Below are 14,660 nucleotides of genomic sequence, written 5' to 3'. Positions count from 1 at the left end.
CAGAGGACCGTCTGTCGCTCGCGCCAACAGTTATTCAAACGGCTAGACCAGCGCAGCCTTCTGCGCTTCCGGTGCTCGCGTACTTATGTACGCTCCGCTCCGGTTCTCGAAAACCACGCTATCTGTCTCGCCAGAGCGAATTCTCAAACATTCTCTAAACCAGACTCGGCTTGCTGTTTCTGGTTTGTTCACATTTCGCTGGCATCGCTGCTCGCCGGGGTTAAAGTTGACGGATGGGGGAAGCGATTCGCATCATCGGCATCGATCCAGGGCTGAGGCGCACCGGCTGGGGCATAGTCGAAAGCCTCGGCAATTCGCTTCGCTTCGTCGCTTCCGGCACGGTGCGGTCCGACGACAAGGCCGCGCTGGCGGTGCGTCTTTGCCAGTTGCATGACGGGCTCGCCGAGATCCTGCATGCCGCGATGCCGCACGAGGCGGCGGTCGAGCAAACTTTCGTCAACAAGGACGCGGCGGCGACGCTGAAACTCGGCCAGGCACGCGGCATCGCCATGCTGGTGCCGGCGCGTGCCGGCCTTGTCGTTGCCGAATATGCGCCAAACGCCGTCAAAAAGGCGGTGATCGGCGTCGGCCATGGCGACAAGAAGCAGATCCACATGATGGTCAAGGTGCTGATGCCGAAGGCGACTTTCGACAGCGACGACGCCGCCGACGCGCTGGCTATCGCCATCTGTCACGCGCATCACCGGCAGAGCATCGCCTACAGGATGGCGGCGCTGGCCGGATAAGTATGTTCTTGACTTGTTCTCCAGTGGGCAATAAGTAATACCAACGAGGTATTACCATGCGCGTTACCACCAAGGGCCAAGTGACCATCCCGAAGGAAATACGGGATCATCTGGGTATCGGCCCGGGCTCGGAGGTGGAGTTCGTCCCCACCGAGGACGGGGCTCGTGTCATAGCCGTCGACGAAAACATGTCGGAGGAGGAAGCCTCGCGCAGATTCAGCCAGATGCTCGATCGTATGGCCGGTACGCTGGATCTGGGAGGCATGACGACGGACGAATATATGGAATGGCTGAGGGGCCCACGTGAAGATCTCGACATTGATTGACACAAATGTCCTGATCGACGTTTGGGGTCCTGCCGGACGGGAGACGAAATGGTCGGCATCCGCGATTACCGCATGCCGGCGCGACGGCGCACTTGTTATCAATGCAATCGTCTGGTCCGAACTCGCGCCGTTGATTGCGACCGAACAGGCTCTTCGTCAAGCAGCCGACATGCTCAAGATGGATCGCGAATTCCTGCCGTGGGAAGCAGCCTTCCTCGCCGGTGTCACGCATTCCCGCTATCGCCGCGCCGGCGGCATTCGCGAACGAACGCTGCCGGATTTCTTTATTGGAGCCCATGCGGTTGTCGCCGGGCATCGCCTGCTGACGCGCAATGCCGCGCGCTATCGCGGCTATTTCCCGGACCTCGATATCATCTCTCCGGAAACCCACCCGGCATGATCGGCACGCTCAAATGATCGGCAAGCTAAAAGGCACGCTGGATGAGATCGACGAGGATTTCTGCATCGTCGACGTGCATGGCGTCGGCTATGTCGCCTACTGCTCGGCGCGCACGCTGGCGGCATTGCCGCGGCCGGGCGAGGCGGTCGTGCTGTTCATCGAGACCTATGTGCGCGAGGACATGCTGCGGCTCTATGGGTTCCAGTCGGTGCTGGAGCGCGAATGGTTCCGGCTGTTGATGAACAATGTGCAAGGCGTCGGCGCCAAGGTGGCGCTGGCCATCCTGTCGACGCTGGCGCCGGCCGATCTCGCCAATGCGATTGCGTTGCGCGATATCGCCATGGTCAGCCGTGCGCCGGGCGTCGGCAAGAAGGTGGCGGAGCGCATCGTCACCGAATTGAAGAACAAGGCGCCGGCCTATGCGGGCACTGCCTCCGGCACCATCGGCCTGAAGCAGGAGCTCGGCGAGGGCGTCGCCTCGGCGCCGATCACCGACGCCGTCTCGGCGCTGGTCAATCTCGGCTATTCGCGCGACACCGCCGCCAATGCGGTGGCGGCGGCGCTGAAGACGGCAGGCGAGGAGGCGGACGCGTCGAAGCTGATCCGCTTCGGGCTGAAGGAGCTGGCACGGTGAGACGTTGCCCGACAAATAAATTCCGACTAGGAACAAGAGCATGGTCGGATATGCAAGCTTGACCTCCAGGGGGCAGCTTACGATTCCAAAGAAAGTCCGGAACGAGTTGTCGCTCAAGTCAGGCGATACTGTTGCGTGGACGGTCGTGGATGGTCTCCTGATAGGAACGCCGCGCAATCTCGAATTTGCCGACCTCGCTGGATTTCTAGGCGATCCACCTGACGGGCCTGCTGCGCTGGAACAGATCGACGCGGTGGTAAGAGATGCAGTGGGCCGCCATGTTGTTGGCGAGGAGCACGGCGACGAACGAGAGGGTGCCGGGTGACGTTGATCGGTATCGATACAAACTTTTTCTTTCGGGCGGTATGCGCATGAGCCTTTCGCCACGCCTCATTGCTCCCGACAGACGCGGCGAGGACGCCGAGCAGACCTTGCGGCCGCAGACGCTTGGCGACTTCGTCGGCCAGGCGGCGGTGCGGGCCAATCTCAAAGTGTTCATCGAGGCCGCCAAGGGGCGCAGCGAAGCGCTCGACCATGTGCTGTTCGTCGGCCCGCCCGGCCTCGGCAAGACGACGCTGGCGCAAATCATGGCGCGCGAGCTCGGCGTGAATTTCCGCTCGACCTCGGGTCCGGTCATCGCCAAGGCCGGTGATCTGGCGGCGCTGCTCACCAACCTCGAAGACCGCGACGTGCTGTTCATCGATGAGATCCACCGGCTCAACCCGGCGGTCGAGGAAATCCTCTATCCGGCGATGGAGGATTTCCAGCTCGACCTGATCATCGGCGAGGGGCCGGCGGCGCGCTCGGTCAAGATCGACCTGGCCCGCTTCACGCTTGTCGCCGCCACCACCCGGCTCGGCCTGTTGACCAACCCGCTGCGCGACCGCTTCGGCATTCCGGTGCGGCTCAATTTCTACTCGGTCGAGGAACTCGAGCAGATCGTGCGGCGTGGCGCCCGCATCCTTGCCATGCCGCTCGGCGACGACGGTGCTTTGGAGATCGCCCGGAGGGCGCGCGGCACGCCGCGCATCGCCGGCCGGCTGTTGCGCCGGGTGCGCGACTTCGCCAGCGTTGCCGGCGACGGCCATGTCGACCGCAAGGTCGCCGACGAGGCGCTGACGCGGCTGGAGGTCGACGGGCTCGGCCTCGACGCGCTCGACCGCCGTTATCTGTCGATGATCGCACGGAATTTCGGCGGCGGGCCGGTCGGCATCGAGACCATCGCGGCCGGGCTTTCCGAGCCACGCGATGCCATCGAGGACATCATCGAACCCTTTCTGATCCAGCAAGGCTTCATCATGCGTACCCCGCGCGGCCGCGTGCTGGCGGCCAATGCCTGGCGGCATCTCGGCCTCGACGCGCCAAAGGACCTGGCGCAGCAGCAGATCAGCCTGTTCCAGGAAGAACCCTAAGTTCCGCTACTTATGGCTCGGTGCTGGCAGTTCCCCGGCCCAGCCCTCCAGGTCTTGATCATCGCCGGTCTATGCGCAAAACAGGTGTTGCTTGAAACAGGGCCTGTCGGGCCAAAAGGACAGCGCAATGGACGATCACGGTGAATCGGCATTGTCCGCCGGACTTTCCGGCGCGCTGACGGAATTCGGCCATCGACTGATGGCGCGGGTCTATTATGCAGACACCGATTTTTCCGGCGTCGTCTACCACGCGCGCTATCTCGAATTCTTCGAGCGCGGCCGGTCCGACTATCTGCGGCTGGCCGGCGTCCACCACACCGAGCTTGCCGACGGCAAGCATGGCGAGAAAATAGTCTGGGTGGTGCGGCGCATGGAGATCGATTTCCGCGGTTCGGCCCGCATGGATGACATCCTGACCATCGATACGCGCACCGACGAGATTTCCGGCGCCCGCATCGTCATGGCGCAGCAATTGAAGCGCGGCAGCGAAGTGCTGGTCGAGGCGCGTGTCGAAGCGGCGATCGTCGGCGAGAACGGGCGGCCGCGGCGCTTTCCCAAGGACTGGATCGCAGCCTTCATGCCCAGAACGCGCAAATAAAGGTTCAGAGGCGGACGATCCCGGAGCTCCCGGTCCAGGCCAGAATCGCGAGGCGGCCTATCAGGGCGCGGCAATGCGCCGCGCTGTACGTCCTAACCCATCCTTAACCATAACGGTCCATGAAGGGATTGGTTAAGATTGGGAGAATCCAAGCGCCTTCCTTTCACCAATATTTGCCCCGAAAAGGCCGCCAACGGTGCATTTGGGGTTATTCCGCAAGCCTAACGCGAACGGACCACAAGGGATGCCCATGGGCCAGCCGCCAGCCACGCCCGGAAAATCTTTAAGGACGTAACATGGAAAACATCGCTCTCGCCGAACCGGGCGCGCATTTATCGATTTGGGCCTTGTTCATGCAGGCCGGTTGGGTGGTCAAGCTGGTCATGATCGGGCTGCTTGGTGCCTCGATCTGGACCTGGGCGATCATCGTCGACAAGCTCGTCGCCTATGCCCGCATGCGGCTGGCGCTCAACCGCTTCGAACAGGTGTTCTGGTCGGGGCAGTCGCTGGAAGAGCTTTACCGCACGCTCGCCGACCGCAAGACGACCGGCATGAGCGCGATCTTCGTCGCCGCCATGCGCGAATGGAAGAAGAGCTTCGAGAAAGGCGCGAAATCGCCACTCGGCCTGCAGACCCGCATCGACAAAGCGATGGATCTGGCGCTGACCCGCGAGATGGAAAAGCTTGAAGGGCGGCTCGGCTTTCTCGCCACCACCGGCTCGGCGGCGCCCTTCATCGGCCTGTTTGGCACGGTTATCGGCATCATGACCTCGTTCCAGGCGATCGCCGCCTCGAAGAACACCAGCCTATCGGTGGTCGCGCCCGGCATCGCCGAAGCGCTGCTGGCGACGGCCATCGGCCTGCTCGCCGCAATCCCGGCCGTCATCGCCTACAACAAGCTGTCGTCCGACGCGAGCAAGATCGCGGTGCGCATGGAAGGGTTCGCGGATGAGTTCTCCGCCATACTCTCGCGCCAAATCGATGAAAAAGTCGCGCAGAAGGCTTGAGGAACGATCATGGGAATGTCTGTAGGCGCGGGTGGCGGAGGGCGCGGTGGTCGAGGCCACAGGCGGCGCGGCCGCCATCACGCGATGATATCGGAAATCAATGTCACGCCGATGGTCGACGTGATGCTGGTGCTGCTGATCATCTTCATGGTCGCCGCACCCATGTTGACGGTCGGCGTGCCGGTCACCCTGCCGGAGACGAAGGCCAAGGCGATGAACGCCGATACCCAGCCGATTACGATTACGATCGACGGCACAGGCAAGATCTTCGTGCAGGAGACCGAAATCCCGCAGGAGGAGCTGATCGCCAAGCTGAAGGCGATTTCTAAGACCGGCTACGAAGAGCGCATTTACGTCAAGGGCGACAAGACCACCAATTATGGCGACGCGATGGTGGTGATGGGTCTCATCCAGGACGCAGGCTACAAGAACCTCGGCCTGATTACACTGCCGAAACAGGATCAATAAACGCGAGATGAGGACCGGCCTCACCACATCGGTGATCTTGCATACGGTGGCGATCGCCTTCGGGCTGTTCACGTTGTCCTCGCCGCCCGCGATGCCTGCGTCCGATGCGGAATCGGTGTCGGTCGAGATCGTGCCGATGGAAGCGACGGCACAGGTCCTGCAAGGCGACAAGAAGGCTGTAATGCACGACAAGCCGGCGCCGGTACCGACGCAGCGTCCCGACATCGTTCCCGATGCCCAGAAAGTCGGCGATAACAGCGTCGACACCGACAAGCCGCCGACACCTGAGCCCAAGCCCCAGCCAGTCGACATGACGGCGGCTCCGCCACCCGCGCCGACGCCGGTCGAAAAGCCCAAGCCCGAGGACGTGCCGAAGCCGAAGGAAGAGCCGAAGCCTATTCCCGCTACGGAGGTGGCGCCGGTGCCGCAGCCGAAGGAAGAGGTCAAGCCCGAACCTGTCAAGCAGACCGAGCCCAAGCCGACGCCGGCCAAGGAGCCGACGCCCACGCCGCCGCAGGACAAGACTGCCGCGATCGATCCGCAGCCCGAGGTCAAGCCGGATGCCGTTGCCGAGGCGATTGCCAAGCAACCGCCGACCGAGGAGGCGCAGCTTCCGGACTCGGCGCCGGCGCCTGAGGCTCGGCCGAAGCCGCAGCCGGCCCAGGCTGAAAGCGCGAAGGCGCCGGAGCGCAAGGACACCGACAAGCCGGTCAAGGAAGCCTCCTCCAGGCCGAAATCGGACGACAAGCAATTCAACGCCGACGAGATCTCGGCTCTGCTCGACAAGCGGAAGCCAGCCGGTGGCGGCGCCAAGCGCTCGACCCAGCAGGCATCGCTCGGCGGCGAGAAGGATCAGGGCCAGAAGCTTTCGAAATCGGAGCAGGGGGCATTGGAGGCCCAGCTTGGTGGTTGCTGGACGCTTCCGGCAGGGCTCGAGGGTTCGGAGAATTTCGTCGTCGTGGTCCGGTTTAATCTGGACGCCTCCGGCAAGCTGGATGGCCGGCCGAGCGTTGAAAAGTCGAGCGGAAACCGCCCGTTTGACGAAAGCGCAGTGCGCGCGGTTCAGAAATGCGATGTGGCCGGCCTGCAGGTTCCGGCGGGCAAGCAAGACATCTGGTCCGACGTTCGGGTCACTTTTGACCCCAGGGAGATGCTCGGTCTTTAGGCCCGGCGCTACAGAATCAGCGAAAGAAGCGAGAAGACATGAAATCCATCCTCAAGCCGCTCCTGACGATCGCAGCGATGGCGCTGGGTATGACTGTTGCTGTCACCCTGCCGGCGCGGGCGCTCGTTGAGCTCAACGTCAACAAGGGCAATGTCGAGCCGTTGCCGATCGCCATCACGGACTTCCAGGGCGGCGATGCGCTCGGCGCCGAGATTTCCGGCATCGTCAGTGCCGACCTGAAACGCTCCGGCCTGTTCGCGCCGATCGACAAAAGCGCTTTCATTGAAAAGATCTCGAACCCGGATGCCACGCCGCGCTTCGAAGACTGGAAGGTGATCAATGCGCAGGCGCTGGTCACCGGCAGTGTCGGCAAGGAGGCTGACGGCCGCATTCGCGCCCAGTACCGGTTGTGGGACACGTTTGCCGGCCAGCAGATGTCGGGCGAGCAGTTCTTCGCCAACGACGCCAATACCAGGCGCGTCGCCCATATCATCGCCGATGCGATCTACGAGCGGCTGACCGGCGAGAAGGGCTATTTCGACACGCGCGTTGTCTTCATCGACGAGTCCGGTGCCAAGAATGCGCGCAAGAAGCGGCTTGCCATCATGGACCAGGACGGCGCCAACGTCCGCTATCTCTCGAACGGCAAATCGATCGTGCTGACGCCGCGCTTCTCGCCGAACCGGCAGGAAATCACCTACATGTCCTATGAAAGCGGTCAGCCGCGGGTGTATCTTTTGCAGATCGAGACGGGGCAGCGCGAGCTGGTCGGCAATTTCCCCGGCATGACGTTTGCGCCGCGCTTTTCGCCCGACGGCCAGAAGGTGATCATGAGCCTGCTGCGCGATGACGGCAATTCCAACATCTTCGCCATGGATCTGAGAAGCCGCTCGACGACCAGGCTCACCAACTCGACCGCCATCGACACCTCACCGTCCTACTCGCCTGACGGCAGCAAGGTGGTGTTCACCTCGGATCGCGGCGGCCGCGCGCAGATCTATGTGATGGGCGCCGACGGCTCGGGCCAGACCCGCATCTCGTTCGGCGACGGCGTCTATTCGACGCCGGTGTGGTCGCCGCGCGGCGATCTCATCGCCTTCACCAAGCAGACCGGCGGCGAATTCCAGATCGGCGTCATGCGCACCGACGGTTCGGGTGAGCGCATCCTGTCCACCGGCTTTCAGCAGGAAGGGCCGACCTGGGCGCCCAACGGCCGGGTGCTGATGTTCTTCCGCGATTCGAACGGTGGACCAAAACTTGTTTCGGTCGATCTCACCGGCCGCAACGAACAGTCGATCCCGACGGCGAACTTCGCCTCGGATCCGGCCTGGTCGCCGCTGCTGGAGTGATGGAAGAAGAACTGAGGAATTGAAGAACTGAGGAATTGAAGAACTGACGAGTTGAAGAACTGAAGAGTTGAAGAACTGAAGAATGGAGAAGGCAGGGGTCTACATCGAGCACGCGAGGGATTTAGAAGTCTATAAGCGTGCCTATGCGGTTTCCCTTGGGGTACACAGAGCCACGCTTGCTTTTCCGAAAATGGAGCAATACGCGCTCGCCGATCAACTACGTCGTTCCAGCAAGGCGATCTGCGCCAATTTGGCCGAAGGCTTTGCCAAACAGACTCACTCCAAGCCCGAATTCGCACGCTTCATTTCGATGGCCATAGGATCATGCAGTGAGGTGGAGACCTGGATTTCGTATGCGTTCGACCTCGAGTACATCACACAGGCGCAACGCGACGATTGGTTGCAATCCTATGCCCGCATCTACGGAATGCTGGTCAATCTCAGAGAGAAGCTGAGGTGATCTCTTTCCTCAATTCCTCAGTTCTTCAGTTCCTCAATTCCCTCTTTTTCATGTTTTGGCCGCATTTCCGCCTACGGTCCGCGCTCATTGTCGCCTTTGAGTAGCCCTCGGCAGAACGGTTGCGGACGGCAGCCGAAACCAAATTTTAACCGTGTTTCTTGAGCGCCGGTTAACCCAAACGTGGTTACTGGACGATCAATGAAATCACTCGAATTGCGAAGGAGAGGCGGCATGGGCCGTATCGCAGCACTTACCACAAACCCGGTCATGATCGCGCTGGTCGCGATGCTCGCGATCACCGGTTGCGCCTCGAAGAAGACGCCGAACAGCGCCGCCGATCTCGGCCTCAACGGCGCCGGCGCGGCAACGCCCGGGTCGGCCCAGGACTTCACCGTCAACATCGGCGACCGCATCTTCTTCGACACCGATTCATCCTCGATCCGCGCTGATGCGCAGACGACTCTGTCGCGCCAGGCGCAGTGGCTGAACCAATACAAGCAGTACGCCATCGTCATCGAAGGCCATGCCGACGAGCGCGGCACGCGCGAATACAATCTGGCGCTCGGCGCCCGCCGTGCTGCCGCCACACGCGACTTCCTGGTCGCTAAGGGTGTTTCGGCGCAGCGCCTGAAGACCATTTCCTACGGCAAGGAGCGTCCGGTCGCCGTTTGCGACGACATCTCCTGCTGGTCGCAGAACCGCCGCGCCGTAACCACGCTGGGCGGCGCCGGTTCTTGATCGGCATAAATGCAACACTTGGTGCGAAAGGCGGCCAAAAGGCCGCCTTTTTCATATCTCCTCGCTCCAAACAAAATTTGGCCGAAGTCTCACGTCCTGTTAAGAGCCGAGAGCGTCTGGCTAGTCCCCAGTTGACTGGTCTACTTCGAATGAGAGGCGCGCAACAATGGTTTCACGGCGAGAGGCACATGCATTTCAGATCGGTCTTGAGCGGCACGCTTGCGCTGCTGCTCGTATCAAGTATCGCGGCACTTGCTGACGGGGCAAACGGCACCGGGCAGTCATCGGAAAGCGGTTTTTCCTTCCATCTGCCGACGATCAAACTGCCCGGCATTTTCGGCGAAAAGAAAAAGCCGGATCAGGTTCAATTCGCGCAACAGGATGGCACCGGCACTCCGGCGCTGGAGGAACAGCTCCGGCAGATGAATGGCAAGATCGAGGAACTCAATTTCCAGGTCCTGCAGATGCAGGAGCAGATCCGCAAGCAGCAGGAAGACAACGAATTCCGCTTCCAGCAGTTGGAAGGCGGTCCGCAAGGCGCGCAGCAGCCGGCCGAGCAGAAGAAGTCCGAGGTGGCGCCTAGCAGCGACAGCCACAACGGCGACAGTAACGTGGCGGAGGCGCCGGGGACGCCGGCTCCGGCCGATGCGGGCAAGGCGGCAGACGGCGACAAGAGCGTCGAGGACGTCATCGTCGAATCGCCCAACGGCGATCCCGGCAAGCTGATCCCCGGCGCGCCGCCCAAGACGTTCGGCACCATCACCGTCGACAAAAACGGCAATGTCGTCGAAGCCGATGGCAATGCGCAGGCGAACGCGCCGCAGCAGAGTACGGCCCCAGCCAACGGCGCCAGCGCAGCCGGCAACAAGGCCGGTAAATCCGACGATACGGTGGTCGCGGCACTCCCGTCGACCAACGACCCGGAGGAGCTTTACCGCAATTCTTACCAGTTCATCCTGTCGGGCGACTACAGCACCGCCGAACAGGGTTTCCGCGACCACATCGCTCGTTTTCCCCGGGACGCCAAAGCGGCGGATGCGCATTACTGGCTTGGTGAATCGCTGCTCGGCCAGCAGAAATACCGCGATGCGGCCGAGATTTTCCTTGCTGCCAGCAAGGACTATCCCAAGGCCAAGAAAGCGCCCGACATGCTGCTGAAGCTCGGCGTTTCACTGGTCGGGCTGAAGCAGCGCGACGTGGCCTGTGCCACTTTCAGCGAGATCGGCAAGCGCTACCCCGATATTTCCGGCGCGCTCAAGGAGCGGGTCAAGCAGGAAAGGGCGCTCGCGGCGTGCTAGTTTTTCCTTTGCATGTCGTTGCCCCAAAACCGGGCCCACTTTTGGGCGACATGCATGATGCTCGACACCGAGCCTGACCTTCCGGATTTTTCGCGGATCGACTTTTCCAACGGCGCTGTTGCGGCCGTGTCCGGCGGCAGCGACTCGACCGCCCTTCTCCTCCTCCTCAAAGCCCATCTCGACCGTAACGCCCCGGCAACGAAATTGCTGGCGGTAACGATCGATCATCAATTGCGGCCGCAAGCGGCAGCGGAAGCGCAAGCCGTGGCCAGGCTGTGCGCGGCGCGCGGCATTGCCCATCGCGTCCTCGCCTGGTCGGGGCACAAACCATCGACCGGCCTGCCTGCCGCCGCGCGCGAAGCCCGATACCGGCTGCTCGCCGAGGCCGCCGAAGCGGCAGGCATCGGCCTGATCCTGACCGGCCACACCGCCGACGACCAGGCCGAGACCGTGCTGATGCGGCAAGCACGTGACGACGGGCCAGGTGAGGAGAGGCCGCGCGACGAAGGGCGGGGCCTTGCCGGCATGGCGCCGGCAACCCTCTACGATTGGCGGCACTGGATCGTGCGGCCGCTGCTCGGCGTGCGGCGTGCTGAGCTGCGCGAATTGCTGCAACGCGAACAGGTCGCCTGGATCGAAGATCCGACCAATGCCGACACTGCTTTCGAGCGGCCGCGCGTCCGCGCAGCACTTGTTGAAGGCGACGATGCGCCTCGCATGGCTGAAGCTATGGCGCTGGCCAGAAAGGCGGCGGCCGAGCGTGAGCAGCTGGGCAATCGCGCGGCCATGCTGATCCGCAGCTTGGCCTCCAGGCCGGCCGCCGGCCTCGTCCGCCTCGATCGGGATTTTGCGACGGCCGCCGACAGCCGGACGGCCATTTATGCGCTGCGCATCCTGCTGGCGGCGACCGGCGGCACCGCCTTCCTTCCCGACCAGGCCCGCAGCGAAGCCCTTTTCGGCCGGTTCCGCACCGGGCCGCTTTGTGCCACATTGTCGCGGACCGTGATCGATGCCCGGCGTACCGGCATCTTTCTGCACCGCGAATTGCGGGATCTGCCGCCCGCTGTTGCGGTTTCCGACAATGCCCTGTGGGACGGCCGCAGACGGATCACATTGGGCGACAGTTCAGGTGCATTGTTGATCGCGCCGCCGTTGGTGGCACCGCTCGGGGCGGCTCTTGCCGCAAAGCGGGCAATTGAAGGGCATGGCACGCCGGCAAGCCTTGTACGTGCCGCCCTGGCCGCCGAGCCGGCGCTCTGGCGGGACGGCGAATGCCTTGGTTTGCTCGGGGAAGGCCCGGGTTTGCCCGGGGAAGGCCCGATGCCGGCGGCTGTCGCCGCATATCCGGCAGTCGCGCCCTTCGCCCGTTTCCTGCCGTCCTTCGATCTGGCGCCGGCCGATGCCGTCGCCGCGTTGCTTGGCGCGGCGCCCGTTCCAGCCGTGCCATTCGGCGGCCACAGTGCCGGCCTACCACGGGCGAAAGCTTAACCGAGACCTGCTGTTATGCTTGGCAAGGGGGAACGCTCTCCCTATGTTAGGGCCAAGTTTCCTCTCACGACGCGTGTCCGCCCAGCGGGCGCCAACGGGACAATTGATGAATCCGAATTATCGCAACCTCGCGCTCTGGGCGATCATAGCGGTCCTGCTCATCGCGCTCTTCAATCTTTTCCAGACGCCGCAGACGCGTGGAGCCTCGAGCGATGTTCCCTATTCGCAGTTCCTGCAGGAAGTCGCGGCGGGACGGATCAAGTCGGTGACCATCGCCGGCGCCCGTATCTCCGGCAATTACACGGACAGTTCCAACGGCTTCCAGACCTATTCGCCTGGGGACCCGTCGCTGGTTTCGCGCCTGCAGGACAAGAACGTCACCATCAATGCGCGTCCTGAATCCGACGGCTCCAATTCGCTGTTCGGCACCCTGATCTCCTGGCTGCCGATGATCCTCATCCTCGGCGTCTGGATATTCTTCATGCGCCAGATGCAGTCCGGTTCCGGCCGCGCCATGGGCTTCGGCAAGTCGAAGGCCAAGCTTTTGACCGAAGCACATGGCCGCGTCACCTTCCAGGACGTCGCCGGCGTCGACGAAGCCAAGGAAGATCTGGAAGAGATCGTCGAGTTCCTGCGCGACCCGCAGAAATTCCAGCGGCTCGGCGGCAAGATCCCGCGCGGCGTGCTGCTCGTCGGTCCTCCCGGAACCGGCAAGACGCTGCTCGCCCGCTCGGTCGCGGGTGAAGCCAACGTGCCGTTCTTCACCATTTCGGGCTCGGACTTCGTCGAGATGTTCGTCGGCGTAGGCGCAAGCCGCGTCCGCGACATGTTCGACCAAGCCAAGAAGAATGCGCCTTGCATCATCTTCATCGACGAAATCGACGCGGTCGGCCGCCATCGCGGCGCCGGCCTCGGCGGCGGCAATGATGAACGCGAGCAGACGCTGAACCAGCTGCTGGTCGAGATGGATGGCTTCGAATCCAACGAAAGCATCATCCTGATCGCCGCCACCAACCGGCCAGACGTGCTCGATCCGGCGCTGCTGAGGCCGGGCCGCTTCGACCGCCAGGTGGTGGTGCCGAACCCCGACATCGTCGGCCGCGAGAAGATCCTGAAAGTGCATGTGCGCAACGTGCCGCTGGCGCCCAATGTCGACCTCAAGGTGATCGCGCGCGGCACGCCGGGCTTTTCCGGCGCCGACCTGATGAACCTGGTCAACGAATCCGCCCTGATGGCGGCGCGGCGCAACAAGCGCCTCGTCACCATGGCCGAATTCGAGGACGCCAAGGACAAGATCATGATGGGCGCCGAGCGCCGCTCGTCGGCGATGACACAGGCCGAGAAGGAGCTGACCGCCTATCACGAGGCCGGTCATGCCATCCTGGCACTCAACGTGCCGTCGGCCGATCCGCTGCACAAGGCGACCATCATCCCGCGCGGCCGGGCACTCGGCATGGTCATGCAGCTGCCGGAAGGCGACCGCTATTCGATGAGCTACAAATACATGATCTCGCGCCTCGCCATCATGATGGGCGGCCGTGTCGCCGAGGAGTTCAAGTTCGGCAAGGAGAACATCACCTCCGGCGCCTCCTCCGATATCGAGCAGGCGACCAAGCTGGCGCGTGCCATGGTGACGCGCTGGGGCTTCTCCGACAAGCTCGGCCATGTCGCCTATGGCGACAACCAGGAGGAGGTGTTCCTCGGCCATTCGGTGGCGCGCACGCAGAATATCTCGGAAGAGACGGCGCAGATCATCGACGCCGAAGTGCGCCGGCTGATCGACGAGGCCTATTCGACGGCAAGGTCCATCCTGACCAAGAAAAAGAAGGAATGGATCGCGCTGGCGCAGGGCCTGCTCGAATACGAGACGCTGTCCGGCGAGGAGATCAAGCAGCTGATCGCCGGCAATAAGCCCGCGCGCGACCTTGGCGACGACACGCCGCCGAGCCGCGGCTCGGCCGTGCCGAAGTCCGGCCGCCGCAAGAAGGGCCCCGAGCCCGAAGGCGGCATGGAACCCCAGCCATCAAGCTAGGCTCCGGCCCAGGACAGATCGACTTCGAAACGCCGCGGCTCTAACCGCGGCGTTTTCTCTTGGGGAATGCGACCCTTCCTGCATCGCTGGAAATTGGCGAAAGTGACGATAACGGCCAATCTCCCCCCTCGTGGGGGAGATGTCCGGCAGGACAGAGAGGGGCGCGAAGGAATGGGGCCTTCTATCGTCCTCGTTGACGACTTCGGGAAGATCGACAAGGCGCGCCGGAGAATGAAGTTCGCATTTTTTGCCGACGGCGCCACATTTTGTTCTTGCTTTGTGCCGGCAGGTATGCTACTAATTTGAGTATGGTGCCAATTGGCGCCGCCGACCCGCCCACGGAGGCGGGTTTTTTTATTTCAGGCTCCTTCGACCCGACGTGGCGCGTGCTGGCGACCATCGATGTCGGCGGGACAGTGCCCTGGACAGTGCCCCTCTGTCCTGCCGGACATCTCCCCCGCACGAGGCTAGGGCGTATACACATCTTGCTGCGACGGATTGACTCGGTTGTGACGTGTCGGATTCCGCCGGCGTGTGCT

The 14,660-nt window shown here is 62.8% G+C and carries 16 protein-coding genes; all 16 read left to right on the top strand.

From position 1 onward, the window contains the following. The first annotated feature begins 233 nt into the window (after window positions 1-233). The gene (gene ruvC, locus X773_RS60330; RefSeq protein WP_023678004.1) at window positions 234-746 is read left to right on the top strand and encodes a crossover junction endodeoxyribonuclease RuvC; all 513 of its coding nucleotides are present in this window, start codon (window positions 234-236) and stop codon (window positions 744-746) included. A gap of 56 nt (window positions 747-802) precedes the next feature. Next, window positions 803-1,072 carry an AbrB/MazE/SpoVT family DNA-binding domain-containing protein gene (locus X773_RS60325; protein ID WP_023678003.1) on the top strand — a complete coding sequence of 90 codons (270 nt, stop codon included), beginning with the start codon at window positions 803-805 and terminating at the stop codon, window positions 1,070-1,072. Further along, window positions 1,050-1,472: a type II toxin-antitoxin system VapC family toxin gene (locus X773_RS60320; protein WP_023678002.1), complete on the top strand. Its 423-nt coding sequence runs from the start codon at window positions 1,050-1,052 to the stop codon at window positions 1,470-1,472. The genes X773_RS60325 and X773_RS60320 overlap by 23 nt, the downstream gene beginning before the upstream one ends. A gap of 13 nt (window positions 1,473-1,485) precedes the next feature. Continuing rightward, complete coding sequence (gene ruvA / locus X773_RS60315) at window positions 1,486-2,106, top strand: Holliday junction branch migration protein RuvA (protein ID WP_023678001.1); 621 nt, start codon at window positions 1,486-1,488, stop codon at window positions 2,104-2,106. Between the two features lie 40 nt (window positions 2,107-2,146). Beyond that, window positions 2,147-2,431 (top strand): AbrB/MazE/SpoVT family DNA-binding domain-containing protein, encoded by a 285-nt coding sequence (locus tag X773_RS60310; protein WP_023678000.1) that lies wholly within the window; start codon window positions 2,147-2,149, stop codon window positions 2,429-2,431. A gap of 46 nt (window positions 2,432-2,477) precedes the next feature. Then, window positions 2,478-3,518, top strand: coding sequence for a Holliday junction branch migration DNA helicase RuvB (ruvB, locus tag X773_RS60305; protein ID WP_023677999.1), 1,041 nt, complete (start codon window positions 2,478-2,480; stop codon window positions 3,516-3,518). 127 nt (window positions 3,519-3,645) lie between these two features. Then, window positions 3,646-4,116: a tol-pal system-associated acyl-CoA thioesterase gene (ybgC, locus tag X773_RS60300; RefSeq protein WP_023677998.1), complete on the top strand. Its 471-nt coding sequence runs from the start codon at window positions 3,646-3,648 to the stop codon at window positions 4,114-4,116. 296 nt (window positions 4,117-4,412) lie between these two features. Then, window positions 4,413-5,123, top strand: a complete 711-nt coding sequence (gene tolQ, locus X773_RS60295; protein ID WP_023677997.1) for a protein TolQ — start codon at window positions 4,413-4,415, stop codon at window positions 5,121-5,123. A gap of 9 nt (window positions 5,124-5,132) precedes the next feature. After that, on the top strand, window positions 5,133-5,591 hold the full coding sequence (gene tolR, locus X773_RS60290; protein ID WP_023677996.1) for a protein TolR: 459 nt from the start codon (window positions 5,133-5,135) through the stop codon (window positions 5,589-5,591). Between the two features lie 7 nt (window positions 5,592-5,598). Next, window positions 5,599-6,756 carry a TonB family protein gene (locus tag X773_RS60285; RefSeq protein ID WP_023677995.1) on the top strand — a complete coding sequence of 386 codons (1,158 nt, stop codon included), beginning with the start codon at window positions 5,599-5,601 and terminating at the stop codon, window positions 6,754-6,756. A gap of 77 nt (window positions 6,757-6,833) precedes the next feature. Beyond that, window positions 6,834-8,105: a Tol-Pal system beta propeller repeat protein TolB gene (gene tolB / locus X773_RS60280; RefSeq protein ID WP_245274748.1), complete on the top strand. Its 1,272-nt coding sequence runs from the start codon at window positions 6,834-6,836 to the stop codon at window positions 8,103-8,105. 82 nt (window positions 8,106-8,187) lie between these two features. Further along, window positions 8,188-8,565: a four helix bundle protein gene (locus tag X773_RS60275; protein ID WP_023677993.1), complete on the top strand. Its 378-nt coding sequence runs from the start codon at window positions 8,188-8,190 to the stop codon at window positions 8,563-8,565. A gap of 231 nt (window positions 8,566-8,796) precedes the next feature. Next, entirely contained in the window at window positions 8,797-9,303 is a 507-nt protein-coding gene (gene pal, locus X773_RS60270; RefSeq protein WP_023677992.1) for a peptidoglycan-associated lipoprotein Pal, read from the top strand. A 188-nt stretch (window positions 9,304-9,491) separates the two neighbouring features. Further along, window positions 9,492-10,601, top strand: a complete 1,110-nt coding sequence (gene ybgF / locus X773_RS60265; RefSeq protein WP_023677991.1) for a tol-pal system protein YbgF — start codon at window positions 9,492-9,494, stop codon at window positions 10,599-10,601. Window positions 10,602-10,658: 57 nt separating this feature from the next. Further along, a complete protein-coding gene (gene tilS / locus X773_RS60260) occupies window positions 10,659-12,089 on the top strand; it encodes a tRNA lysidine(34) synthetase TilS (RefSeq protein WP_023677990.1) in 1,431 nt (476 codons plus the stop codon). Between the two features lie 106 nt (window positions 12,090-12,195). Next, window positions 12,196-14,121: an ATP-dependent zinc metalloprotease FtsH gene (ftsH, locus tag X773_RS60255; protein WP_023677989.1), complete on the top strand. Its 1,926-nt coding sequence runs from the start codon at window positions 12,196-12,198 to the stop codon at window positions 14,119-14,121. The last annotated feature ends 539 nt before the right edge of the window (window positions 14,122-14,660 follow it).

Source organism: Mesorhizobium sp. LSJC280B00, from assembly GCF_000502835.1.
Classification (GTDB): Bacteria; Pseudomonadota; Alphaproteobacteria; order Rhizobiales; family Rhizobiaceae; genus Mesorhizobium.
Note: the sequence above shows the minus strand (reverse complement) of the source record. Positions and strands in the feature narration are given on the sequence as shown.